Source organism: Asticcacaulis aquihabitans (assembly GCF_032490435.1).
Taxonomy (GTDB): Bacteria; Pseudomonadota; Alphaproteobacteria; order Caulobacterales; family Caulobacteraceae; genus Asticcacaulis.
The window spans coordinates 625,905-650,147 of record NZ_JAVGWM010000001.1 but is presented as its reverse complement, the minus strand read 5'-3'; the positions used below and the strand labels follow the sequence as shown (position 1 = coordinate 650,147).

Annotated in this window: 18 protein-coding genes and 1 riboswitch; of the genes, 13 read left to right on the top strand and 5 right to left on the bottom strand. The window is 58.6% G+C overall.

Annotation, left to right across the window (positions count from 1 at the left end; all coding sequences use genetic code 11):
- Positions 1-51 precede the first annotated feature (51 nt).
- The gene (locus tag RCJ00_RS03190) at positions 52-1,323 is read left to right on the top strand and encodes a DUF3422 domain-containing protein (protein ID WP_316220229.1); all 1,272 of its coding nucleotides are present in this window, start codon (positions 52-54) and stop codon (positions 1,321-1,323) included.
- On the opposite strand, the gene RCJ00_RS03185 is transcribed toward RCJ00_RS03190, so the two are convergent.
- A complete protein-coding gene (locus RCJ00_RS03185) occupies positions 1,320-1,844 on the bottom strand; it encodes a polyhydroxyalkanoate granule-associated phasin (protein WP_316220228.1) in 525 nt (174 codons plus the stop codon). The two genes, RCJ00_RS03190 and RCJ00_RS03185, sit on opposite strands and share 4 nt — an antisense overlap.
- 76 nt (positions 1,845-1,920) lie before the next feature.
- On the opposite strand from RCJ00_RS03185, the gene RCJ00_RS03180 reads away from it, so the two are divergent.
- From RCJ00_RS03180 to RCJ00_RS03165, 4 genes are all read left to right on the top strand, one after another.
- A complete protein-coding gene (locus RCJ00_RS03180) occupies positions 1,921-2,682 on the top strand; it encodes a M12 family metallopeptidase (protein ID WP_316220227.1) in 762 nt (253 codons plus the stop codon).
- Positions 2,683-2,812: 130 nt separating this feature from the next.
- On the top strand, positions 2,813-3,022 hold the full coding sequence (locus RCJ00_RS03175) for a hypothetical protein (protein WP_316220226.1): 210 nt from the start codon (positions 2,813-2,815) through the stop codon (positions 3,020-3,022).
- Positions 3,023-3,123: 101 nt separating this feature from the next.
- On the top strand, positions 3,124-5,214 hold the full coding sequence (locus RCJ00_RS03170; RefSeq protein ID WP_316220225.1) for a catalase: 2,091 nt from the start codon (positions 3,124-3,126) through the stop codon (positions 5,212-5,214).
- 434 nt (positions 5,215-5,648) lie between these two features.
- Positions 5,649-8,708 (top strand): TonB-dependent receptor, encoded by a 3,060-nt coding sequence (locus tag RCJ00_RS03165; protein WP_316220224.1) that lies wholly within the window; start codon positions 5,649-5,651, stop codon positions 8,706-8,708.
- A 281-nt stretch (positions 8,709-8,989) separates the two neighbouring features.
- Here the strand turns inward: RCJ00_RS03165 and RCJ00_RS03160 are convergent, their stop codons facing one another.
- Together RCJ00_RS03160 and thiC are read right to left on the bottom strand one after the other, a co-directional pair.
- Positions 8,990-9,133, bottom strand: a complete 144-nt coding sequence (locus RCJ00_RS03160; protein WP_155913694.1) for a hypothetical protein — start codon at positions 9,131-9,133, stop codon at positions 8,990-8,992.
- A gap of 233 nt (positions 9,134-9,366) precedes the next feature.
- A complete protein-coding gene (gene thiC / locus RCJ00_RS03155) occupies positions 9,367-11,217 on the bottom strand; it encodes a phosphomethylpyrimidine synthase ThiC (RefSeq protein WP_316220223.1) in 1,851 nt (616 codons plus the stop codon).
- Between the two features lie 87 nt (positions 11,218-11,304).
- Positions 11,305-11,426, bottom strand: a riboswitch (TPP riboswitch).
- A 149-nt stretch (positions 11,427-11,575) separates the two neighbouring features.
- On the opposite strand from thiC, the gene RCJ00_RS03150 reads away from it, so the two are divergent.
- The 3 genes from RCJ00_RS03150 to RCJ00_RS03140 all read left to right on the top strand — a co-directional run bounded on the left by RCJ00_RS03150 (position 11,576) and on the right by RCJ00_RS03140 (position 14,280).
- Positions 11,576-12,418: a TIGR00266 family protein gene (locus RCJ00_RS03150; RefSeq protein ID WP_316220222.1), complete on the top strand. Its 843-nt coding sequence runs from the start codon at positions 11,576-11,578 to the stop codon at positions 12,416-12,418.
- A gap of 253 nt (positions 12,419-12,671) precedes the next feature.
- Positions 12,672-13,997: a putative hydroxymethylpyrimidine transporter CytX gene (gene cytX / locus RCJ00_RS03145; RefSeq protein WP_316220221.1), complete on the top strand. Its 1,326-nt coding sequence runs from the start codon at positions 12,672-12,674 to the stop codon at positions 13,995-13,997.
- A 58-nt stretch (positions 13,998-14,055) separates the two neighbouring features.
- Positions 14,056-14,280, top strand: coding sequence for a tetracycline resistance protein (locus tag RCJ00_RS03140; RefSeq protein ID WP_316220220.1), 225 nt, complete (start codon positions 14,056-14,058; stop codon positions 14,278-14,280).
- Here the strand turns inward: RCJ00_RS03140 and RCJ00_RS03135 are convergent, their stop codons facing one another.
- A complete protein-coding gene (locus RCJ00_RS03135) occupies positions 14,281-14,745 on the bottom strand; it encodes a hemerythrin domain-containing protein (protein ID WP_316220219.1) in 465 nt (154 codons plus the stop codon).
- A gap of 211 nt (positions 14,746-14,956) precedes the next feature.
- On the opposite strand from RCJ00_RS03135, the gene RCJ00_RS03130 reads away from it, so the two are divergent.
- From RCJ00_RS03130 to RCJ00_RS03115, 4 genes are all read left to right on the top strand, one after another.
- Positions 14,957-15,331, top strand: coding sequence for a hypothetical protein (locus RCJ00_RS03130; protein WP_316220218.1), 375 nt, complete (start codon positions 14,957-14,959; stop codon positions 15,329-15,331).
- 71 nt (positions 15,332-15,402) lie between these two features.
- On the top strand, positions 15,403-17,034 hold the full coding sequence (locus tag RCJ00_RS03125; protein ID WP_316220217.1) for an alpha-amylase family glycosyl hydrolase: 1,632 nt from the start codon (positions 15,403-15,405) through the stop codon (positions 17,032-17,034).
- Positions 17,035-17,195: 161 nt separating this feature from the next.
- Positions 17,196-19,229: an alpha/beta hydrolase family protein gene (locus RCJ00_RS03120; RefSeq protein ID WP_316220216.1), complete on the top strand. Its 2,034-nt coding sequence runs from the start codon at positions 17,196-17,198 to the stop codon at positions 19,227-19,229.
- A 208-nt stretch (positions 19,230-19,437) separates the two neighbouring features.
- Positions 19,438-22,389 (top strand): TonB-dependent receptor plug domain-containing protein, encoded by a 2,952-nt coding sequence (locus RCJ00_RS03115; protein ID WP_316220215.1) that lies wholly within the window; start codon positions 19,438-19,440, stop codon positions 22,387-22,389.
- Between the two features lie 126 nt (positions 22,390-22,515).
- Here the strand turns inward: RCJ00_RS03115 and RCJ00_RS03110 are convergent, their stop codons facing one another.
- Positions 22,516-23,298, bottom strand: coding sequence for a PhoH family protein (locus tag RCJ00_RS03110; RefSeq protein ID WP_316220214.1), 783 nt, complete (start codon positions 23,296-23,298; stop codon positions 22,516-22,518).
- A 334-nt stretch (positions 23,299-23,632) separates the two neighbouring features.
- Here RCJ00_RS03110 and RCJ00_RS03105 point away from each other — a divergent pair, with 334 nt between their 5' ends.
- The gene (locus RCJ00_RS03105) at positions 23,633-24,160 is read left to right on the top strand and encodes a gamma carbonic anhydrase family protein (RefSeq protein ID WP_316220213.1); all 528 of its coding nucleotides are present in this window, start codon (positions 23,633-23,635) and stop codon (positions 24,158-24,160) included.
- The last annotated feature ends 83 nt before the right edge of the window (positions 24,161-24,243 follow it).

The following is a 24,243-nucleotide window of genomic DNA, read 5'->3' as shown; positions in this document are numbered from 1 at the left end:
TCAGAGAACCTTGCTATGCTCAGCCCTATAATCATAATGCCACGGCTTTAAATGACCTCTCCCAACGACCATGATCTGAGGCGCTCCCTCAGTGACCTCATGCATGAACGCACCTTGCCGATATACCGCACGCCCGTCGCGGTGCGCAGTTGGGTATATCTGGTGACCGAGGCCGAGCGCGCGGCGGAAAGCGCCTGGATCGACCACCTCGATCCGGGGGCAGGCGATCGGTCGCGGCTGGCGCGCATCGGCGACACCGGCGGTGCAATCTGGGAGCGCCACGGCGAATTTTCGACCTGGCTGAAATACGACACGGATATTTCCCTGTCGGCCGATGTCAAGAAAACGCTCGGCTTTGGCAAGATCCGCATGGCCGAGTTCGACTGGCTTGACGCGGCACCCGGCTGGGTTTTTCGCAGCGTCGAGATTTCCGTCCTGCCTTACGAGCCCAAGGAAGCGCAGTTACAGACGGTGATCGATCTGACCCAGGCGGTCTGTTGCGACGTGTTCGACGGCGCGGCGCGCATCTGGAGCGACTTCCGCATGCACGCCAAGGAAGACAAGCTGGGGGCAGGGCGCATCTACGTCCAGGACAAGGGGCTGGAAAACGACGAGGCCTCGCGCCTGTTACAAACCCTGATCGAGATCGGCCATTACCGCAAGCTGGCCCTGCTGGGCTTTCCGGTGGCGCGCGAATTGATGACGTGGCTGAAGGGCGCGGAAGACCGTCTGGCGGCGTTGACCTCGGACATGGCCAGCCAGAGCGCATCGCAGGAAGACTTGCTGGAGCGCCTGATGGCGTTGTCGGCGGAGGTCGAACAACGCGTCAATGCCGTGCGGTTCCGGCAGGGCGCCACCGAAGCCTATGCGCGTCTGACGGCGGACCGTCTGGTGTCCTTACGCGAAAGCCGCGTCGCGGGCTTTTCCACCATGCAGGAATTCATCGAACGCCGCCTGCAACCGGCCATGCGGACGTGCGAGGCGGCGTCACGCCGGCTGGATGATATTTCGGCCCGCATCGGCCGCGTCAGCGACCTCTTGAGGGCGCGCATTTCCATATCGCTGGAGGTTCAGAACCAGGGGCTGCTCAAAAGCATGAATGTGCGCTCCAAGCTGCAAATGAAGCTGTCGGCCCTGGTCGAGGGGCTGTCCGTCTTCGCCGTCAGCTATTACATCTTCAGCTTGGTCAAATACATCATCGATCCGCTCGTCGACCCGCATCTGTCCCATCTGCTTTACGGACCGATCATTTTGGTCATCCTGACAGCGGCGTGGCTGTTCATCACCCACCGCAAAAAATCGATCGGCCACGGCGAGGATTAAGGCTTGGGTGCCGTACCCAATCGCTTGGCATTCGCCATGGCGCGCGAGCGGATCGGTTGCAGGGCTTTCAACGCCGCGGTGGCGGTACGGTCAGACAAGCCCGTCGCGCTGTTCGCCGCTCGGCTCAGGGACCGGCTCAGCTTGGCGTTGCGCGCCATGGCCTGGGGCAGTGAGACACTGGTGGCCAGGCTGAACAGGTCTGACTGAACCGCCGATATTTGACGCCATACCCGCGTGCTCATCAATGGGTTCAGGGTTATCATGGACAGGGCCACGGATTGCAGCGACTCCATGGCCGCATCGACCTTTTCGGCGCCCATCAGGGTGAACTCCGCCGTATCTTTGGCGTTGGGCGGCCAACTGGATTGCGCCATGCGCGAGGTTCGGTGGGTGATGACCTCCGCCGAGGCCAGCATCATGCCGGCAGTTTGCATGCCGAGATCGACCCAGAGGGCGAAGGGATTGAACAGGGAGGATTTTGCCATGGTGGCACTAAGCGCCTTGCCGTATAAGAAAGCCATGCGAAGGGGCGGCAATCCTACAATCGGAAGACGGAATAGCCACTCTTGGGTTGGGCTGTGTTTGGCGGCGGTTCTGTTGCCCGGCATTTCCTGCGCCGCCGCCGTGCAGGACGGTACGAAACCGTGGTCGGATGCGGTCGTGCCCTATCATTTCGATCCCGCTCTCCTAAAACGCGCCGGTGCCAAGGGCGCGAATTGCACAGGATGGCGGACCTGGTCTGTCGCGACATCCGCCGCCAAGGCTTGCCGCGCCATGGACGAATGGTCCACGGAAACAGGCGTGCGTTTCGTTCACGACAAAAAGCGCCTGGACAGCCTGTATATCGTCGGCAGCGTCGATGCTACCAATGCGACGCTGGGGCATTTGCCTGCGTTCAACCAAATCCAGATCGAAGCCAAGGCGTCATACGGTTCGGTTTTACACGAATTCGGTCATGTTCTCGGCCTGATACACGAACATCAGCGGCCGGATCGCGATGAATACCTCACCCTGTCACCGTTTTTGAAAACCTATCTCGATCGGTGCGGTCTGTCGCTCAGCGCTGTCTGCCGTGACGTTCGCAATGCCTTTCCGACGCTTAAGGTCCAGATGTTGTCGCCCTACGATCCCTGTTCCGACATGCATTACCTGGCCAATCAGGCGCCGCGTCATCGTGAGGACGCCCGCTGGTCGCGCATCTTCACCCTGACCGCCAAAGGAAAGGCAGCGCTCAAGGCCTGCCTGCCGCAGTTTGCGGCCAGACCGGCCCGTTGCCGGACGGTCGGGCAAAAATGCGCCATCGCGCGCGATGATGCCGCCATCGTCAGGCGGTTCCAGGGTTTAGCGCCGTCGCGGTGATTTTTCCCGTTGACACGACGGCGGCTCTGCGAACAAATACTGAACGCAGGTTGGGCTGCGGACACTCACCAGAAGGCGGGTAATAGAGACCGGTGCGGACGACGAAACGTCGCGCGGGGTGAGTACCGTCATGAGTAAACTTTACGATTGCTGCTGGGTTGAGCTGGAAGGCCGTCCGCGTCCGGAACTGGTGATCCAGAAGAAGCTGAAGCCGCGCCTCTTTATCATCGGCGAACACCTGTACGACGAAAATTGTAATCCTCTGCCGACCAATCCGCAGGCGCCGCGCGTGCTCGTCATCATGCATCCGCAGATGCGTGGCCGCAGCCGGGCGGGCTGACCGGACGCTTACCGTCTCCTTACGACCTCTCCGGGCATCCTGATTGCGTACTTACTGACGAAACCGCCAAGTAGCGCCTGCATTCAGGAAGGCGACACAATATGGACAGGTTCGACACGACATCCGGCAACGGCGGCGAAACGCATCAGCAGGTGCATCACGGCGGTAAGGAAACGGGTGGCGACGACGCGCACCTGACCACAAATCAGGGCATTCGTGTCTCTGATAATCAAAACAGCCTGAAATCCGGTGCGCGCGGCCCGGCCTTGCTGGAAGACTTCGTGCTGCGCGAAAAGATATTCCACTTCGACCACGAACGTATCCCCGAACGCATTGTTCATGCCCGGGGATCCGGCGCGCATGGCTATTTCGAAGTCACCGATCCGCTCAGCGACATAACAACGGCTGACCTGTTTCAGCGCGCCGGTGAAAAGACGCCGGTCTTCGTGCGGTTCTCGACTGTCGCGGGCGGAGCGGGCAGTGTCGATACCCCGCGCGATGTGCGCGGCTTTGCGGTCAAATTCTACACAAAGGTCGGCAACTGGGACCTGGTCGGCAACAATATTCCAGTCTTCTTCATCCAGGATGCCATCAAGTTTCCCGACCTTATCCATTCGGTGAAGATGGAGGCGGACAAGGCCTACCCGCAAGCCGGGTCGGCGCACGACACCTTCTGGGACTTTGCGTCATTGATGCCGGAAACCACGCACATGCTGCTGTGGGCCATGTCCGATCGCACCCTGCCGCGGAGCCTGCGCATGATGGAAGGCTTCGGCATCCACACTTTCGTCATGGTGAATGCCGAAGGCCGTGAAAGCTTCGTCAAGTTCCACTGGCGGCCGAAGCTCGGTCTTCAGTCGACCGTGTGGGACGAGGCGCTTAAGCTCCAGGCTGCCGACAACGACTATCATCGCCGCGATCTCTATGAAGCCATCGATACCGGCAATTTCCCCGAATGGGAATTGGGCGTGCAGGTATTCGATCAGGCCTTTGCGGACGCGCAGCCCTATGATGTGCTGGACGCAACCAAACTCATTCCGGAAGAGGTTTTGCCGCTGCGTATCGTCGGCCGGATGGTGCTGGACCGCAATCCCGACAACTTCTTTGCCGAAACTGAACAGGTCGCCTTCTGCCCGGCCAACATCGTGCCCGGTATCGATTTCTCCAATGACCCGCTGCTGCAAGGTCGTTTGTTCAGCTACCTCGACACGCAAAAATCCCGTCTGGGCACAGCCAACTTCCACCAGTTGCCGATCAATGCACCCAAATGTCCGGTTATGAACTTCCAGCGCGACGGTCAGTTTCAGATGACTGTACCGAAGGGGCGCGCCAATTACGAGCCTAACTCCCTGGCCGACAATGGCGAAGTGGGCGGGCCGCGTGAATGCCCGATGACCGGTTTCACGTCATTTCAGGGCCGCGCCGACCGCGACGAGCAGGGGCCGAAGCTGCGTATTCGCGCCGAACTGTTTGCCGACCACTACAGCCAGGCACGCCTGTTCTGGCAGTCGCAAACCGACAACGAACGCGCCCACATTGCGTCGGCCTTCACGTTCGAACTGTCCAAGGTTGGCGTGGCGGCGGTCCAGACCCGAACGGTGGCCAATCTGCGCAATGTCGATGAGGATCTGGCCAAACGTGTCGCTGACGGTTTGGGCATAGATCTGCCTGCCGCCAATCCGGCGGCTAAAAAGCCCATCGACATGTCGCCGTCGCCAGCGCTCAGCATTCAGAAGAAGATGCTTGAAACCCTGAAAGGCCGTCAGGTGGGCATACTGATCGCCGACGGTTCGGACGCAGCGGCGCTCAAGACGCTGATCGCCGATATAGAAGGCGAGGGGGGCAAGGCTGTTATCGTTGCGCCTAAGGTCGGCGGTGTCACCTTGAGCGACGGTTCTACCGTCAAGGCTGACGCACAATTGGCTGGCGCGCCGTCGCAGATTTTCGACGCGGTCGCCATACTGCTGTCGGACAGCGGCACGCTGATGTTGTTAAAAGACGGAGCGGCGGTCGAGTTTGTCATGAATGCCTTCGGCCACTTAAAGGCCATCGGTCACACGCCCGAAGCACAGCCCTTGCTCTACAAGGCCGGCGTCGTGCCCGATGCCGGCGTCGTGGCGGTCGACGCGCTAGCGAAGGCTGCGGTCCGTCGCTATTTCGACCGTGAACCGACGGTGCGGACCTTGGCGTAAATCCCCTGTGGCGGGAGTGCCCAGCACTCCCGATCACTCAGTAATCGCGGCTATACCCTCATTTTTTATGTAGATATTTAAGTTACTAAAGTAACTGTGGCCGGGTTTGTCTTAAAAGAAACTGACTCTGGGTCGATAACAGTGTTCGACTCAGTATTTGAGTCGATTTCTGTACGCGCAATCAACCGGACGTATAGGTTGGCGCATTACAAATTGGTAATTTTTTTCCGATAGAGTCCAAACGTAGAAATAAAATTCGGCCAAATAGCGTTGTTCCGGATTAAATTTTCGTAATGTATCGCCAAATTGGTCAAATTTGCGACTAAAATGTCGTTATTTAGCTATACTTTGTCACACAGTTGTGACATTTGAGACTTGCCGCTTGCGGGGTACAGGCTGGCATACGCCTATAAATTGCAAACCCGGAGACGAAATTGAAAAAAGGAACTGCCCGTCGCACGCTGATGGCGACGACGACCATCTGCTCGGCCCTTATGGCCGCGCCAGCCTTCCTCGCCACAATTGCGACCCTTGCGCCGGCCACGGCCGTTGCCCAGGACTACACCTCAGGCGCCCTGACCGGCACCGTCACCGATGCGGACGGTAAGCCCGTATCGGGCGCCACCGTCACCCTGACCAATACCGCGCAAGGCCAGGCCCGTAACCTGACCTCCAACGCGTCCGGCGGCTTTTCGGCCAGCGGTCTGGCACCCGGCAATTACGACATCGTCGTTTCGGCCAGCGGCTACGACAATTACCAGACGAGTGTCAGCGTCGTGATTTCGCAGGAAGTCCGCCTCGAAGCCTCGCTTCAGGCGACCGGCGCTGTCCAGACCGTCGTGGTCAAGGCCAAGCGCGTACGCCAGGACTTCACCAAGACGACGACTGGTTTGACGGTCGATCTCGATACCTTGATGTCGCAACAACCGATCGCACGCAACCTGACGGCCGTGACCATGCTGGCGCCGACCGTTACAAAGGGCAATCCCGGCTTCGGCGACGTTGCCTCGTTCGGCGGTGGCTCGGTCGCTGAAAACGCCTACTATATCAACGGCCTTAATGTCACCAACCCCGACACCTATGTCGGCGGCGCCGATGTTCCGTTCGATTTTTACAAGACCATCGAAGTCAAGACCGGCGGTTATGCCGCTGAATTCGGCCGCGCCACGGGTGGTGTCGTCAACGCCACGACCAAGTCGGGCTCGAACGAGTTCATGTTTGCCGTCCATGGCAACTACCAGCCGTCCGATCTGCGCTCCGAGCAGGCCAGCGCCTATAACCGTAACGGCAAGTTCGCCACGGCCCAGGACAATTCCTTGTCCGTCGAGGCCGGCGGCGCGATCATCAAGGATCACCTGTTCGCCTACGGTATGTATCAAGCCAGCGACACCTACACGACACTGGCCAATACCGAAGCTGGCTACTATCAGAAGACCAAGAATACCGATCCCTTTTATGGCCTGAAGCTGGACGGTTACATCACGCCGACCCAGCACCTCGAACTCACCTATTGGAACACGCGCCGTACCGACAAGATCAACAAGTGGGACTTCGATGATAGCAGCGAAGTTATAGGCGCTCCGAACGGCTATTCGACCGAAGCCCTGGGCGGCGAAAACTGGGTTGCCAAATATACCGGCAACGTCACCGACTGGTTCACCGTGTCTGTTGCCGTCGGCGACATGAAGACGCGGGACAATATTATCCCGACCGACACGACAAGCTATGGCGTCAAGGATCGTCGCACCGACGGCACAAACCCAACGATTTCAGCGCAAAAGAACACCGCCGTCTCGATCGACAATGTCGAGCGCAAGTTCTGGCGCGCTGACGGCGACGTACGCTTCGACCTGATTGGCCGTCACCACGTGCGCTTCGGTATCGACCACGAAGAAAACAGCATGCTGAAGCAGGACTACCTGACCGGTGCTGTGCCGGTTCAGTATAACTTCCGTAAATCAAGTAGCGTTGGTGACTATCTGCGCGTCATCTACGAAAACCTCGGCGGCAATGTTTCGGCCGAAAACCAGTCCTACTACCTACAGGACTCGTGGGACGTTACCCCGAACCTGAACCTGCAGATCGGTGTCCGTAACGACGACTTCAAGCAGAATAATTTGTCGGGTCAGACCTATCTTGACCTCAAGAACAACATTGCGCCGCGTCTTGGTTTCTCCTGGGACCCGACGGGTGAGGGGCAGTGGAAGGTCTATGGATCGTACGGTACAAACTTTATCCCTCCGGCCATGAACCTCGGCTATCGCGGCAAGGACCTGTACTACTATGCGGCCTTCAAGGCGCCGGCGGGTGGTTTCGTACTCGATCCGACGACCGGCTTGCCGCAAGCGGTTGGCGAACAGTTTGCCGAACTCGGGGATGCGCCGTGCCCGACCTCAAACATCACCAGCGCACCAGGCCTTTCGACGGCGCAGGCCGGCTTCGCAGGCTGTTACGTCCTGGGGAATGGTACCCAGGAAGGCGCGGACTCCAAGACCGCGAAAGGACTTAAGGCAACCAAGGAAGACGAAATCGTTCTCGGCACCACCTATCGTGTCAACGATCTGTGGAGCCTTGGCCTCAGCTACACCAACCGTGAGCTGAAGCGCGTGTCCGAAGATTCCGACTTCCAGAATGCGATCATTACCTATCTGGACGCCAATGGCCTCAACAGCTCGACCTACACCGACGGGACCATCTCCAATTCTTACTATGTGTGGAATGTTGGCGATCACGACGTGACGATCAAGCTGAAGCAGCCTCTGGCCGGCGAAACCGAGCAACGGACGATCACGTTGACGGCCGACCAACTGGGACATTTCCACAATCCCAAGCGTGAATATCAGGCGCTGGTGTTCGACTTCAAGCGCGCCTTCGACGGCAAGTGGGGCCTGCAAGGGTCCTATACCTGGTCGAAATCCTACGGGAATTATGAAGGCACGGTGAAATCCGATTCCGGCCTGCAAGCGCAGACCGATGCCGGCTCGACGATCGCCTTCGACTCGCCCGGCTTCGAAGACTACGCCACGGGCCTGCTGCCGAACGACCGTACTCATACCTTAAAGCTTTGGGGCTCTTACGCGATCAACAGCAACTTCATGGTCGGCGCCAATGTGCTCGTCCAGTCGCCGGTTCATATCGGCTGCTTGGGCGTTCACCCGACCGACGACTATGCCTACGGCTACGGCGAAGCTCTGACGCACTATTGTGGTGGCAAGCCGGCGCCGCAAGGCAAGGGGTTGAAGGGCGATTGGCTCAAGACCCTCGACGTATCCATGCGCTATACCGTGCCTGAGAAGTACGCCATGGGCGGGAATCTGGTCCTGCGTGCGGATATCTTCAACCTGTTCGACCAGCATGCCGTCGTCGGACGCTATGCCGAATACGAATTGGATCGTGATTACGGGAACCCGGATAATCTCGACCCGAACTACGGATTGCCGTCGTATTACAACACACCGCGCTATATGCGTCTGGGCTTTGACCTGACCTACTAAGCGCCGACCGCCGGGCGAGGCCTGCATTCGCCCGGCCACCACCCCTTTTGTCCGGTTTGGCTTTCCTCTCCGGGTTGCCGCAGGCCGGATGAAAACGGGGGAGGGTGTTGGCGCGCCCTTCCCAAAACCAGGAACACCCCGCCCTTGAAAAGGGCGGGGTGTTTTTTTATCTCATGACGGACAGACAAGCCCTAGGGCCCGTCATCCGGATGTCCATTCTGCGCGTGTCTCGTAGATGTCGGCGTCCGCCGTGTCGTCCTGATGACCTGCCGCAGAAGGGGTCAGTCGATCATGTCGGCGACAAGGCGGCGCAATTCACGCGGGCTGAAGCCGAGCGTGGTCTTAACCGTGCGCGCGGCCCTGGCCGAAATGACGCGCAGGTCAGGACGCACGGGATAGTTCAGGATTTTGTTTTGGTTTTGCATTGTATGTCTGCTGGCGGTTTGACCCGCGCAGTCCTTTTTTATGTAGGGATAGAATCAGTCCGGCAGCGGTTGAAAACACGCGCCCTGTCACGACTGACCTTCCCTATATAGGCGAAATTCTTTCGCTTTACAAGTTGCAATGGAAACATTTTGTACCCGCCGTAGCGCACATGAAAAAAGCGCAGGCGTTTTGTGCCTGCGCTTCAACTGCGACCATTGTTACGCCAGGCGCTCTATTCGGCCGGGACGTCGATCTCGGACCCCAAGGCCTTGAACTTCTGCGACATCTCGCTCATGCCCGACTGGATATGGCTGTTTTCAATATCGGCCCGCTCATTGTCGGTCAGGCCGGCGGCGAATTCGCGTACCTCCTGGCTGATCTTCATCGAGCAGAACTTCGGCCCGCACATGGAACAGAAATGCGCCGTCTTATGCGCTTCCTTGGGCAAGGTCTCGTCGTGGAAGGCGCGGGCCGTTTCCGGATCGAGCCCCAGATTGAACTGGTCCTCCCAGCGGAATTCGAAGCGGGCGCGGCTCATGGCGTCGTCCCACATGCGTGCGCCAGGATGTCCCTTGGCCAGGTCGGCGGCATGGGCGGCGATCTTGTAGGCGATGACGCCGTCCTTGACGTCCTTACGGTCGGGCAGGCCAAGGTGCTCCTTTGGGGTGACATAGCACAGCATGGCCGTGCCGTACCAGCCGATCATGGCCGCACCGATGGCCGAAGTGATGTGATCGTAACCCGGCGCGATATCGGTCGTCAGTGGCCCAAGCGTATAGAAGGGCGCTTCGCCGCAGGTCTTGAGTTGCTTATCCATATTGGCCTTGATCTTGTGCATCGGCACGTGGCCGGGGCCTTCGATCATGACCTGGCAGCCCTTGGCCCAGGCGATCCGGGTCAATTCGCCCAGGGTGTCGAGTTCAGCGAACTGGGCCGCGTCGTTCGCGTCGGCGATTGAGCCTGGACGCAAGCCGTCGCCCAGCGAGAACGACACATCATAGGCGCGCATGATGTCGCAGATCTCTTCGAAATGGGTGTAGAGGAAGTTTTCCTTATGGTGGGCCAGGCACCACTTTGCCATGATCGATCCGCCACGCGACACGATGCCGGTGACGCGTTTGGCGGTCAGATGGATGTAGGCCAGGCGCACGCCGGCATGGATCGTGAAATAGTCCACACCCTGCTGAGCCTGTTCGATAAGGGTGTCGCGATACACCTCCCAGGTCAGGTCCTCGGCCACGCCATTTACCTTTTCCAGCGCCTGATAGATCGGCACCGTGCCGATGGGGGCGGGCGAATTGCGGATGATCCATTCGCGGATGTTGTGAATGTTGCGGCCTGTCGACAGATCCATGACATTGTCGGCGCCCCAGCGGATGGCCCACACCATCTTTTCGACCTCTTCTTCCATCGAGGAGGTCACGGCCGAATTGCCGATATTGGCGTTGATCTTGACCAGGAAGTTACGGCCGATGATCATCGGTTCGACTTCGGGGTGGTTGATGTTGGCGGGGATGATGGCGCGGCCGCGCGCCACTTCGTCACGAACGAATTCCGGCGTGATATAGTCCGGGATTGAGGCGCCGAAATCCTCGCCGTCGCGAATGACGTCTGCGTCGGCGGCGCGGCGCAGGTTTTCGCGGATGGCGATATATTCCATTTCCGGTGTGATGATGCCGCGGCGGGCATATTCGAACTGGGTGACGGATTTGCCGTCGCGGGCGCGCAGCACCTTGGGGAGATTCGGGAATTGCGGCGCCAGCTTGCCTTCGGAGACATTGCCATTGTCTTCCGGCTTGACCTCGCGCGCCTCGATATATTCGACATCGCCGCGATCGACGATCCACTGTTCGCGCAGACGCGGCAGCCCCCGGGCAATGTCCGGTGTGAAGGCCTCATCCGTATAGGGGCCCGACGAATCGTAGATGGTGAGCGGGGCTTCACGTGCGGTGTGGTGGACGCAGACCTCGCGGAACGGCACCTTGATGTCGGGAAACAGCGTGCCTGACTGATAGACCTTATGCGAGCCGGGAATGGGGGAATTCTCGACCTTGATCGCCTTGGCGACAACGGGTTTGTTCATTGTAAAATCCTTCCAAATTCAGAAGGATCATGCGCGTAGATTGCGGGCGCTCGTGGCTCCGGGCTTATCGGCTATCCGATTGGCAAGGGCCGTCGCGTATCCATCTCCCTTCGCCGGCATGACCCGGATCAGGTTCGGCGGTTTTAGGAGGCGGCATCAAGCCTCCAGTCTCAGCCCGCATAGGCTTGCGGACACTCCGGTGAACTGCGGCGGAGCATAGGGGACCAGGCGGGGGCGTCAAGATGTTTAGTGCGCGCCCGAGGTCTGAGGTCGCGATCTACCTTAAATCTGTGTAATCCCCTTCAACATCGTCTTCGCAATCCCCAAGTCTAAGGTCCCAACCATTGAGAGGACTCCCATGTTCGGCACCCCATCCGTTCCCGTAACCCATCATCATGCCAAGTCGGGCATCGCGGACGATATCGATTTCGACATCAAGGGCCAGGAATTGCAGTTCCTCGAGATCGAACTCGACCCGGGCGAGAGTGCCATCGCGGAAGCCGGCGCCATGGTGTGGAAGGATGCATCGGTCGGCATGACCACCGTCTTCGGTGACGGTTCCGGCCAACAAGGTGGTGGTTTCATGGGGGCACTGCTCGGCGCAGGCAAACGTCTCGTCACCGGCGAAAGCCTGTTCACCACGGTGTTCACGCACAATGGCCAGGGCAAGGCGCGGGTCGCCTTTGCCGCGCCGGTGCCGGGTGCGATCATCCCGATCAAGCTCGATCAGGTCGGCGGCCGTCTGATCTGTCAGAAGGACGCCTTTCTGGCGGCGGCCAAGGGCGTATCACTCGGTATCGCCTTTCAAAAGCGCATCATGACCGGGCTGTTCGGCGGCGAAGGGTTCATCATGCAGAAGCTCGAAGGCGACGGTTGGGTCTTCGTTCAATTCGGCGGCATGGTCATCGAACGCGAACTGAAGGCGGGCGAACAGCTGCATGTCGATACGGGCTGCGTGGCGGCCTTTACCGATACGGTCGATTTCGACCTGATCCAGGCGGGCGGCGTCAAGTCGATGATCTTTGGCGGGGAAGGGGTCTTCTTCGCGCAGCTGACCGGGCCGGGCAAGGTGTGGATACAATCCCTGCCGTTCGCGCGTCTGGCTGGGCGCATTGGTGCGGCGATCGGCGGCGGCGGGCCGTCGCGCGGCGAAGGCTCCATCCTCGGCGGGCTGGGTGATCTGATCGGCGGACGCGGCTAATACCTGATGCGCGGTGTAGAACCGCTTCATTGGTATTCGCCTTTTTTAGCTCAAATGCCGCATGGCTCGCCGCATCGGCGGCGGCGGGCGGTCGCCCTTATAAAACGTCATGGCCAACATCATGGCCAAAACGTCATGAGTTGACGGTCATGACGTTTGTATAAAGGCCATCCGCGCACCCGGTGTGGTTTCTTGCGTAAAGACGACGCTCTGCTAAGGATGACGGTTTCCCCGATTCCACAAGCGTGGGTGCATGTCCGATAATCTGCCGATTTCCGACCAGGAAGCCTATGATCCGCTGGTCCCCGTGCCGGCCAACAAGCGCAAGCTGTCGGCGCTGGATGCCTTTTCCCTGTGGTTTTCGCTCGGCATTGGCCTGCTGGTGCTTCAGGCCGGGGCGGCGCTCATCCCCGGCCTGTCGCTTGTCGAAGCCCTGGCGGCTATCGCTATAGGCTCGTGCGCTGGCGCTGTGCTGCTGGGCCTGGCCGGGGTGATCGGTGCGGATACCGGCCTGGCCACCATGGCCGCGCTGCGCCCGACCCTGGGCGTACGCGGTGCCTCGGTGGCGGCGGTGCTCAATATTGTGCAGCTCGTCGGCTGGGGCGCGTTCGAAATCATCGCCATGCGTGATGCGGCCAACACCCTGTCGCAGAAAACCTTCCATTTTGGCGCGCCGGTCGTGTGGACGCTGCTGTTCGGCGCGGCGGCCACAGCACTGGCCATAATGGGGCCATTGAGCTTCATTCGCCGCTTCCTGCGCAGCTACGGCATATGGCTGCTGCTGGCCGGTGCGGCCTGGCTTAGCTTCACTCTGATTTCGGGCCCTGACCTGACCGCCGCCCTGGCGCGCAAGGGCGATGGCTCGCTGTCATTCGGCGGAGGCATCGACCTGGTCATCGCCATGCCCTTGTCGTGGTTGCCGTTGATCGCCGACTATGCCCGCTTCGGCAAAAGCGCCAAGGGCATGTTTCGCGGTAGCGCCGCCGGTTACGCCATCGCCAATATCTGGTTTTTCGCGCTTGGCGCCGCCTATGCGGTGAGCGCCGCCTACAATCCAGACAACATGCTTTTGTCTGCTCTGGCCATGACTGGCGGCGGGCTTGCCCTGTTGTTCATCCTGATCGACGAGACGGACAACATCTTTGCCGATATCTTCTCGGCCGCCACGTCATTGGGATCGCTGCTGCATTTCCGGATCAAGCATCTGGCGATCCTGTTCGGCCTCGTCTGCACGGCGATCGCCCTCTTCGTGCCCATGTCGGGCTTCATGACGTTCCTTTACGCCATTGGATCGGTGTTTACGCCGCTGTACGGTGTGCTGCTGGTCGACCATTTTCTGATCCGCAAGCGACAGGTAGAGGTGGCTCAAATCCGTAGCCCGAAAGGCATATATGGCTTTACGTTCGGTCTGAACCTGATCGCCTTTGCCGCATGGGTAATTGGGATCGCCACCTATTACATGGTGCTGGCGCGCATGCCCGCGCTTGGCGCGACCCTGCCGGCCTTTTTCGCCGCGGCAGTCGTCTATTGGGTGTTGTCTCTGTTCCGCGTCCAGCCACGTCTGCCGGAGGCCTCTTGAGGCGCTATTCGCCTTACGGTGTTCCTAGCGCGATGGCTTTGGCGGCATGGGACCAAGCGTGCTGACAGCCGTTATCAGCAAACAGGTGTCCGAAGATCGTCAGGGACAGTTGCAAGGCGTCCTTGCCAGCCTGCAAAGCCTTGCCGCAATTATCGGTCCTATCCTGATCCTGAATATCTATTTCTTATCCAGAGATCGTCTCCCCGGGCTTGTCTGGATCCTGGGCGCAGGGCTCTATCTGCTGGCGCTTCCGGTGGTGCTGAAAAGGGCCAATTACCGGTGATCAGTCCGCCGTCGCGTGGAGATTGGCGCGCAACTGCTGCTTCAGCGCGTCCATCTGCAAGGCCAGCCGGTGGGCATCCAGCGGTGAGATGATGTCCTTCGCGCGGACGAAAACTTCGCCTTCTTCCTTGGCGACATGGTGTTCGATGGCAAATTTCAATTCGCCGAACTTTTCCATCCACTCTTCGCTGGAAATCGACAGGCGGCTCATGACGTGTAAAATCGCCTTGATTTCATGATGCTCGTGCTCGGCGGCCTCCAGCCTGTTGTTCATGTCCTGGGTCTGGGTGGCGTGCTCCAGGGCGGCGTAGAAGGTGCGTTCCTCACTGTCATTATGCAGAATTAGTTCGGCTTTTATCTGGTCGAAGAGAGTCTGACGCACGGTGGGGAGACGGATAGCCATAAGCTCTTCCATCAGACCGGCGACCTTACGGTGGTCGCGGATGATATAGGTGTAGATGTCCATGGCTGCGCTCCTTATTCCCAGCCAAAATACGCCTTATCCACATAGGGATAATATGAGGGACCAAACGCACCGCATAAAGAGTCTGTAAATTCAGATGGATGCCACCTTATCCCCAGTCTGTGTAAAATTGGACCTGTGGAAAGTTTTAATCCTTCAGGTGTATGGTGATGGCAAGGCGATTATCGAATCGCGCAGGGAGCATTGCCGGGCCATGGGCGTACGCACGTCTTGCCTGATTACATTGACCGCAGGGCTTACCCTCAGCCTCACGGATTGCAACCGTTTGGGCCTCTGTCACGAAGAGCATCTGAAAACCATTGCCTCGCCAACGGGCCGGTATACCGTCGATATTGTCGCCAAGACCTGTGTCGGCTCATCCGCCGTCAAGGAAGTCGTGTTGCGCCGAACCGAAGGCCTGATGAAGGGCGGCAGGGCGGTCGCCACCTTCGATGATGGCCACCCCGACAGGCCCGCGGATATTTCGGTCGGATGGCGCGGCGATCGCCGCATCGTTATCGCGGCGCATGGCGCCAAGATCTGGTCGTTCCAGCCCAACTGGCGCGATGTCCGCATTATGGAACGATAGGCCGCGCATACGTATTCAACTTCCCAAGGTGGATATGACCTGTCACCCTGCTGAAAAACAGGGAGTTGATCATGTCTTTTACGCGAATGGCGCTCGGCGTCGCCGTCTCTGTGCTCGCCCTTCTGGCGGGCAACGCCCATGCCCAGATCGACGTGTCGCCGGTCGCCGCCGAACACAAGGCCAGCGCCTTGCCCAAGGACTGGAACAAGACTGCCGCCTTTATGGAAATCTTCGTCCGGTCCTATAAGGACAGTGACGGCGATGGCGTCGGCGACTTCAATGGCCTGACCTCGCAGCTCGACTATCTGCAATCTCTCGGCGTCACGGGCATCTGGTTGATGCCGATGATGCCGAGCCAGGACGGTGACCACGGCTACGCCGTCAACGATTATCGCGCCGTCGAGCCCGCCTACGGCACCATGGCTGACTTCGAACGCTTCATTGCGGAAGCGCATAAACGCGGCATAGGCGTCATCATCGATTTTGTTATTAACCATTCGGGCAGTGGAAGCGCCGTCTTTCAGGACGCCGCCCGGTCGCGAACAAGTCCGTACCGCGACTGGTACGTCTTCGCCGACAAGAATCCGGGCTGGTACGACAAGACGATGGCTGGCGTAAGCGGCGCCTACTGGACCGATCCATGGAAGCCGGTGGCGAAAACCGTTCCCGGTGGTGTCGGCCAATATTACGCCGTCTTTTCCGACAGCATGCCCGACTGGAACCTGAAAAATCCGAAGGTCATCGCCTATCTTCAGGACACGATGCGCTTTTGGATGAACAAGGGCGTCGATGGTTTCCGGCTCGACGCCGTCACCATGCTGATCGAGGATGGCAAGAAAAGCTATTTCAATAACCCCGCCAATCCCGGCATTGTCGCCAAGCTTCGCCAGACCCTGGACGAATACGACAACCGCTACATGATTTGCGAGGCGTCGGAAGGCGCGGACATGTACGTCCATGCCTGTAGCGCGTTTGCCTATGGCGTACAGCAGTCAATTGTCGAAAGCGCCAAGACGGGCGTCGTGCAGGCGCCGTTGATCCGCCAGCTTGGCAATCCCAATGAAGCTGTAATGCCGCTGGCCCTGCAAAGCCATGATGCCTATGTCGGAGACCGTCTGACCAACCAGTTCGGCATCAACGGTTTCGCCGGCTACCGACTGTCGGCGGCGATTTCCATCCTGGCCTCCACCACTCCGTTTTCCTACTATGGCGAAGAGATCGGGATGAGCAATGGCGGCGCGCATAACGATCCGGGCCTCCGCTCCCCCATGAGTTGGACGGGATATCCCCGCACGGCCGGCTTCACGACCGGCACGCCATATCGCGACGTTGCGATTAACGTCGCCAGCCAGAATGTCGCCATCGAGACGGGTGACCCGTCGTCCATACTGGAATATTACCGTGCGCTCTATACCTTGCGCCGCAATCATCCGGTTTTCGGAACGGGCCGGCTGGACGTCCAGTCCAAGGCCGGCGATCCGGCGCTGGTTTTCACCCGCACCAATGCTGACGATCAAGCAGCGGTGCTTGTCAACCTGTCGGACCGACCACAATCGCTCACGGTGTCGGTGGGGCAGGGGACGTTCGTGCAGTCGCTCCGGGTGACCGGCGACCCAGCTCCCGAACCGCTGACCAGCCAATCGGGCAAGCTGACCGTCATCGTGCCGGCCCGCACAACTTACGTTCTCACGCCGGTCAAATAAGAGCCGTCATAACACTGTTCGCCTTGCGGCGCAGGGGGGTAGCCAAAATTAAAAATTGGTAACAGTTGCAATTTCTTACACGAATTTGCCACATTCAGGTTGACGGCCTGTCAGGGGAGGGTCAATTCTCCCTCAAAATCTGTTCACTGGAGTGCCGTAGCATGCGCAGGTCGTCCACCCTTTCCACGAAACTTTTGAAATCCGCAGCCGCCGTGGCGTTCGGCGTCGCGCTCGGTCTGGGCGCTATGGCCGGTCAGGCCAGCGCCGCCTACACGCCGCCCGCAAAGCCCGTGTCGATTGCCGACCTGGCTCAATACGATGCCATGACCGGCGTGACCATTTCTCCGGACGGCAAGCACATCGCCGCCCTGATCGCCGTTAAGGGCCAGCAATGGCCGGTCATTTCGATCTGGGACACGTCCGACCTGTCGAAGACGCCGATCTGGATTCCATCTAAGACCCAGCGCATTGACGCGGTGGAGTTCTTCTCAAACGACAAGATCTACTTCCTGACCGAACAGCCGATCACCGGCTATGATGGAAAGCCTACCTTCATCCGCAAGGTCTACTATTCCGATCTTGAAGGTAAGAAGATCGAAGAGCCGTTCCGTATTACCGGCACGCTGAACAAGGATATGCGGGATGCCATGGACCGCGGCGTTTCCGCCAGCATCTTCAATCGCAATCTCTATGACGACACCAAGGTGCTGATGCAAACCGTCGATCCGGATGACGGCGCCCAGAAAATCTTTGAACTGGATACCAAGACGGGCAAGACGCGCACCGTGGCACTGGGGTCGACTGAGTTCAACTACGTCGCCGCCGGTGTCGATCTGGCGACCGGCGAACCGCTGATCAAGGAACAACTGGACACCGTGAACGGCGAGTTCTGGTACAAGGTCTACATCAAGGACAAGGCGACGGGCCAATGGGTATATCAGCCGCCGCTCAGCTACATGGTCAAGGATCGCAAGCTGGTTTCCATCCTGGGTTTTGACACAGATCCAAATCAATTGGTTGTGGCCTCCAACCTCAATGGCGACCATGCCGCCATTTATGATTACGACATCAAGGCGCAGAGCTTCTCGAAGGAGCCCTTGTTTGCCAGTGACCGCTACGACATCAACAATGTCGGTTTCCGCATCGATCGGGCCGCCAAGAAGACGGAAATTTTCTCCGTGCACGTGAGCGGTCCGGCGCCGACGAGCAGCTATCTTGATGAAAAGTGGGCGGCAGCACAAAAGTCCATTCAGGCCAGTTTTCCAGGCAAAAATGTATATTTGACAATAAACCGCGATACCTATGACATAGCCGTGGTGGAAGTCGAAGCCCCGGATCTGCCGCCGCAATATTACCTCTACAAGGACGGTAAGCTTCAGCCGCTGGGTGCGGCTAAGCCCTGGATCGACCCAAAGACCCTCGGCAAGGGGGAATTCGTGACCTATAAGGCGCGTGACGGTCTGGAAATTCCGGCCTTCATTACCTATCCGCCCGGCTGGACCGCCGAACAGGGGCCGGTGCCCTTGATCGTGATGCCGCATGGCGGCCCCTGGGCCCGTGACGAATTTGGCTGGGATGGGGCCGGCTGGCCGCAATTCTTCGCCACTCGCGGCATCGCCGTCATCCAGCCGCAGTATCGCGGTTCAGAAGGCTGGGGCGATAAGCTTTGGAAGGCGGGCGACAAGGAGTGGGGCAAGAAGATGTCGGACGACAATGACGACGCAGCCGCTTATCTGGTTGCTAAAGGCGTTGCCGATCCCAAGCGCCTGGCCATCATGGGCTATTCCTATGGCGGCTTCGCGGCCATCGCGGCCAGTGTGCGGCCGAACAGCCCTTATAAATGCGCCATCGCTGGGGCGGGCGTTTCCAGCCTGCAACGCATCGGCAATCTATGGGGCGACAGTCATATCCAGCGCGACATCCAGGGCAAGACCGTTGATGGCATGGACCCGCTTAAGAATGTCGATAAGGCCAATATCCCCATCATGCTTTACCATGGCGATCACGACCGCCAGGCCGACACCGAGCACTCGCGTATGTTCTACGCTGCTATGAAGGCGGCGGGGAAGGATGTCGAGTACCACGAGATCAAGGGAATGTGGCACACCCTGCCATGGCATACCGAATGGCAGGAGGAATCGCTCGGCCTTATGGAGGACTATCTGAAGTCGCCGAAATGCGGCTTGATCAAGTGATGTGGTAACCGTGTTACATGAATATTTTGTAATGAAACAAGGGCTCCGCAAGCAATTGCGGGGCCTTCGTCATTCGCAAGTGCGACAAAGTAATCACACATACAGATGATCTTTCAAATGAAACCGTTTCGCTATTGCGTCGAATTTGTGTCGGCATAGTGTCACTTTTGTCCGGGGGGATGGCCGCGTATTCATTTGGAGACACTAGATGTCGAAATCGACAATTTCTACTCGCAAGGTTCTGCTGGCGGGTACTATCCTGACAAGCTTGGCCTTTGGTCTGCCCGCCTTCGCGCAAGACACAACCGCCACAACCACCACGCCGCCGACCACTGCCACGCCGACGGATACGACAGCGACCGACAAAACAACGGAAATCGTTGTTACCGGCTCACGCATTCGCCGCACTGAGTTCACCTCGGCGGCCCCGGTTCAGGTTATCACCGCTGAAAAGTCCACCATGGCCGGCATGATCGATGCGGCTCAGGTGCTGCAAAGCTCATCCATCGCCGCCGGTTCCGGCCAGATCAACAACACCTTCACCGGCTATGTCGTTGACGGTGGCGCGGGTATCAACACCCTGTCGCTTCGTGGCTTGGGCGCTCAGCGCACTCTGGTTCTGATCAACGGCCGTCGCATGCCGCCGGCTGGTGTTTCCGGTACGGTCGGTCCCGTCGACCTGAACTTCATCCCGCAATCGCTGGTCGCTCGCTACGAAATCCTGAAGGATGGCGCGTCGTCGATCTACGGGTCCGACGCCGTTGCCGGTGTCGTCAACATCATCACCACCAAGAACTTCGACGGCTTCCATATCGAAGCTTCCGGCCTGAAGTCCGAAAAGGACGGCGGCGATAGCTCATCCGTTTCGGCCATGTACGGCAAGACGCTCGACAAGGGCAGCTTCCTGATCTCCGGCGAGTATTACGATCAACAGGCGCTGACGTACAAGCAACGCGACGGCCTGGCCTGTCCGCAACTGCTCCGTTACAAGACCTCAGATGGTTCGCGCAATGATCGGATCGATCCGCGCACCGGCGATTACAAATGCTACTCCTCTTCCGGGGTTTGGGGTGGCGCAATTATCGACAATATCACTAACGACTACTATTACTATTCTCCGGGGCACACCAGCGGTCCGCTGGCCAACTATTCAGTAAATGACGTTGCACGTGCAGATTACAATCCCGACGCGGCGCTCAATGGAACGGCGATTTCGCCCGTAAAGCGCGCATCGTTGTTCGCTCAGGGCCAGTATCGTCCGGATTGGCTGGGTGGTGCCGAATTATACACCGAACTGATGTTCGGTGAACGCAAGTCGTCACAACGCGATTTCGCACAATTGTTCCCCTATTATTCATCCTTCTCTTCGGTCAACATCCTGCCGTCGCAATTCACGCCGGCGGAACAGGCACTCTACGGCATCGGGCCACATGGGCTGTACGCCCAGCCGGTCAGCATCTATGAGGTTGATTCATCGCAGAAGGTCGATCTGGGCCGTGTCCTCGGTGGTATACGCGGTACGCTGAAGACCTGGAACTGGGATGCATACGTGTCCTATTCGAAGAGCGTTGGCAAATATGACAACACCGCCGTCTACGCGGACCGTGTCAACTGGGGTACAGGCTTCGATCAGAACGCGTTCGTGGATATACCCGAATGTGGCGCTGGCGCGCCTGCCGGCTGCGTGCCGCTCAATCTGTTCTCGGTAACGTCGCAAACGACGGGCCGTCTGAGCCCGGCCGAAGAAGCCTATTACTTCACAGTTGATCACGGCAAAACCGACTATTCGCAGCTGACCGCTGAAGCCACCCTGACGGGTGACATCATGCAACTGCCGGCCGGTGCCCTGGGTGGCGCCTTCGGCATTAGTTTCCGCGAAGACAAGATCAATGACGTGCCGGGTGAACTATCCCGCGCGGGGAATTCTTATAACCGCACGTCTTCGGGCATCACCAAGGGCTCCGATCGCCTGTCGGAAGTCTACGGCGAACTGGAAGTCCCGGTCGTCCGTGGCAAGTTCCTTTTCGAAGATCTCACCCTCAGCCTGTCGGGTCGTTACAGCAGCTATGACTCCGTTGGTGATGCCACCACCTATAAGGCGGGCTTCAATTGGGCTGTAGATAACATCTTCCGTATTCGCGGCACCGCCTGCACGTCCTTCCGCGCCCCGGCCCTATACGAGCTATATCTGAACAATCAGACCGGCTATCTGGGCCAGACGAACGTTGATCCATGTATCAATTATGGTTTGTTAGGGCCTGACGGGGAGTTCAAGACTAACGCCACTATCCGTGCCAACTGCGCCGCCGACGGTATTCCCTCTAACTACACTGGAAACGGTCCGTCCGCTAAAGTTACCACGGGTGGCGGCAAGTACCTCGAGCCGGAAACCTCCTACGCCACGACGCTCGGTTTCGTCGTTACGCCGCCGAACACAGGATTCAAGCTCGCTATTGATTTCTGGAAAACGAAGATCAGCAACCAGATCACCTCAAGCGGTAGCTCTGTTGTTGGCGCCTGTTATGCTCGCCCTGAATTCCGTTCGGAGCCAGGTTTCTGCGATTTGTTTAAACGTAACCCGACAACTCACTTCATCACTGATATCGATGCCAGCTACCGCAACATACCGACTGAGGTTACTGCGGGCATAGACTACACAGTCGGTTACGAGCATGAATTTAACTTCGGTCGTCTGTCGTCCGATGCGCAGTTCAGCTGGTACAAGTACTACAAATCGCAGTCTTATCCCGGTTCGTCTATCATCGACTACCAAGGGACTATCGGTCAGCCTAATTGGGTTGGCGACGTTCAAACTAAGTTCCGCCACAAGGATTGGACGGCGGCTTGGACCGTCAACTACACCGGCGCGGCCTCGAATCTGGGCTTCTATGGTGAAACCGGCGGCAATGCTGCTGGCACCTACACCTACAAGGCCTCGGTGCCGCCGTTCGTGACCCATGACCTGTCGCTGCGTTACCGTGGCAAGCAGTTCGAAATCATTGGCGGCATCAACAATATCGCTGATAAGAAGCCGCCAGTTATCGGCTCCGGTATCTATGCCGGTTCGGCTGCCCGTCTGGGCAACTATCCGTTCTCGAGCCAATATCTGACCGGCATTATCGGCCGTCAGTTCTACCTGAACGTGTCCAAGGACTTCTAAGTCCGAGGACATATAAACGGAAAGCGGCGAGGGCAACCTCGCCACTTTTTATTTCGCGCTGGATATGCGCGGGCACAAAAAAACGGCCGGAGTGATCCGGCCGTTTCCTTTTATATAGGTCAGGCGCTACAGAACGCCAAGCATCTGCGCCACCAACGGATGGCGAACGATATCGGTGTCCTTGAGGCGCACCACCTTGATGGTTTCGACCGCTTCGAACCGGTTCGCCACGTCTGCCAGACCGGAAATGCCGGGTAGCAGGTCGGACTGTGCCGGATCGCCGGTGACGATCATAGTCGAATTCCAGCCCAGGCGCGTCAGCAACATCTTGAGCTGGGTATAGGTGCAGTTCTGCGCTTCGTCGATGACCACGAAGGCATTATTGAGTGTGCGGCCGCGCATATAGCCGACCGGTGCAATTTCGATCAGCCCTTCCTGCATCAACGCCTTGACGCGCTTCATGCTGAGGCGGTCGGTGAGGGCGTCGTACAGCGGGCGCAGATACGGCGCCAACTTGTCTTCCATGTCGCCGGGCAAGAAGCCGATCGACTCACCGGCTTCGACCGCGGGTCGCGACAAAACGATCCGGCCGACCTTGCCGGCCTCCAGTGCTTCCACAGCCTTGGCGATGGCGAGATAGGTCTTGCCCGTACCCGCCGGCCCAAGCGCCAATACCAGATTTTTCTCGTCAATGGCCGACATCAAGGCGGCTTGACCTTCCGACTTCGGCTTTATGGTTTTCACATAGCTCTGGTCGCGGTCCTCATTGGCATGACTGCCATTCCCGTTCATCGGAGACCAGCCACCGCCGACATGAACATTCAACCGGCGCACCTTGGCGTCTGGCTGATATTGTTCGGCATCCAGGGTTCCCTCGCGCATGAAACGCTTGGCGGATCGCTTGGTCATGGGTGTCTCCTTTGAGGCATGAAAAAAGGCGACGCCATGAACGGCTCGCCTTCGGGTAAACGATACAGGATTGGGGAGGAAATTCGGCGACAGACAAGAGAGGCGCCATCGCCGAAAATGGGCGGTGGAGGGGAAGCAAGGGACGAGAACGCTACTCGAATTGCCACATCTACCTCTAAGGCTGAAACCTTATGTTCAGTCAGATTTGGGGAAGTGATTCCCCGTCTCTGACGCTATCTAGATTCGGCTCAGATGGTTAGCGAGAACTTAATGAATGAGCCATTGGTGACAATTTCGCAGAAGCGTCATAAAGAAGCCGTACGGAGATCCTGCCATGGCAATATACAAGCTGGGAGACAATCAACCGGTTCTGCCGGAAGAGGGCCGTTTCTGGATTGCCCCATCCGCGGACGTCATGGGCGACGTGACCCTGGGCGATGACGCCAGTGTCTGGTTTAATGCGGTCATCCGCGGCGACAACGATCCCATAACCATAGGCTCCCGAACCAATATCCAGGACGGTGCGGTTCTGCATTCCGACGACGGTCTGCCCCTGCATATCGGCAACGATGTGACGGTCGGCCACAAGGCGATGATCCATAGCTGCACCATCGGCGACAATTCGCTAATCGGCATTGGCGCCGTCATCCTGGGCCGCGCCACAATCGGGCGCGACAGCATCGTCGGTGCGGGCGCCGTGGTACCGGAAGGCAAGGTCTATCCGGATGGCGTTCTACTACTAGGCGCGCCGGCGCGGGTGGTTCGCGAACTGACACCGGAACAGATCGGCAAGCTGAAACAATCGGCCGCACACTATGTCCGCAACTGGCGCCGGTTCAAACGCGACTTGAAACCTTTGTAGCTGAATCTGACATTTCTGTTATCGCTCTTGATCATTGGGACAAAAACCCAATCTCGGACAGGTATCACCATCTGAGGAGCTGC